The 1,801-nt window shown below is 48.4% G+C and carries 1 rRNA gene; it reads left to right on the top strand.

Annotated elements, in window-relative coordinates:
• The first annotated feature begins 232 nt into the window (after positions 1-232).
• Positions 233-1,754: ribosomal RNA gene (locus tag AC0IWT_RS19965) — 16S ribosomal RNA — on the top strand.
• The last annotated feature ends 47 nt before the right edge of the window (positions 1,755-1,801 follow it).

The following is a 1,801-nucleotide window of genomic DNA, read 5'->3' as shown; positions in this document are numbered from 1 at the left end:
AAGACTTCAGCAGATTAAAAGCTTAACGATATATAAAAGGCCGCCGCGAGGTACTGTGCCGAACAAGTTCTTAAAAGAGATGTCAATGTAGCGCAAGCGAGGTAATAAAGTACGGATTCAAGTACAGAATACCGGAGCTTGATTTTAAAGTCAATGTCTGACAGACATAATTAAAAAAGAAGACTATTTTTAACAATAGTTAAAACTGGTCAGTATTAAACAACAACATTTTACAATGGAGAGTTTGATCCTGGCTCAGGATGAACGCTAGCGGCAGGCCTAATACATGCAAGTCGAACGATACCAAGAGGCTTGCTTCTTGGAAAAGTGGCGCACGGGTGCGTAACGCGTATGCAACCTACCTTAATCAGGGGGATAGCCCGAAGAAATTCGGATTAACACCGCATAAAAACACAGAATAGCATTATTCAATGTTCAAATATTTATAGGATTAAGATGGGCATGCGTGTCATTAGCTAGTTGGCGGGGTAACGGCCCACCAAGGCGACGATGACTAGGGGATCTGAGAGGATGACCCCCCACACTGGTACTGAGACACGGACCAGACTCCTACGGGAGGCAGCAGTAAGGAATATTGGTCAATGGAGGCAACTCTGAACCAGCCATGCCGCGTGCAGGAAGACGGCCCTATGGGTTGTAAACTGCTTTTATCCGGGAATAAACCTTTCTACGTGTAGAGAGCTGAATGTACCGGAAGAATAAGGATCGGCTAACTCCGTGCCAGCAGCCGCGGTAATACGGAGGATCCAAGCGTTATCCGGATTTATTGGGTTTAAAGGGTGCGTAGGCGGCCTGTTAAGTCAGAGGTGAAAGACGGTAGCTCAACTATCGCAGTGCCTTTGATACTGACGGGCTTGAATGAACTAGAGGTAGGCGGAATGAGACAAGTAGCGGTGAAATGCATAGATATGTCTCAGAACACCGATTGCGAAGGCAGCTTACTATGGTTTTATTGACGCTGAGGCACGAAAGCGTGGGGATCAAACAGGATTAGATACCCTGGTAGTCCACGCCCTAAACGATGAATACTCGCTGTTAGCGATATACAGTTAGCGGCTAAGCGAAAGCGTTAAGTATTCCACCTGGGGAGTACGCTCGCAAGAGTGAAACTCAAAGGAATTGACGGGGGCCCGCACAAGCGGAGGAGCATGTGGTTTAATTCGATGATACGCGAGGAACCTTACCCGGGCTTGAAAGTTAGTGAATTATTCAGAGATGAATAAGTGAGCAATCACACGAAACTAGGTGCTGCATGGCTGTCGTCAGCTCGTGCCGTGAGGTGTTGGGTTAAGTCCCGCAACGAGCGCAACCCCTATGTTTAGTTGCCAGCATGTAATGATGGGGACTCTAAACAGACTGCCTGTGCAAACAGAGAGGAAGGAGGGGACGACGTCAAGTCATCATGGCCCTTACGTCCGGGGCTACACACGTGCTACAATGGATGGTACAGAGGGCAGCTAGCTGGCAACAGTATGCGAATCTCACAAAGCCATTCACAGTTCGGATTGGGGTCTGCAACTCGACCCCATGAAGTTGGATTCGCTAGTAATCGCGTATCAGCAATGACGCGGTGAATACGTTCCCGGGCCTTGTACACACCGCCCGTCAAGCCATGGAAGTTGGGGGTACCTAAAGTATGTAACCGTAAGGAGCGTCCTAGGGTAAAACCGATAACTGGGGCTAAGTCGTAACAAGGTAGCCGTACCGGAAGGTGCGGCTGGAATACCTCCTTTCTGGAGCAGAGTTGACTACTCGCTGCGCAACATGATACTCTAAAAAA

Source organism: Pedobacter sp. AC464 (genome assembly GCF_979253075.1).
This window is presented reverse-complemented; position numbering and strand designations above follow the sequence as displayed.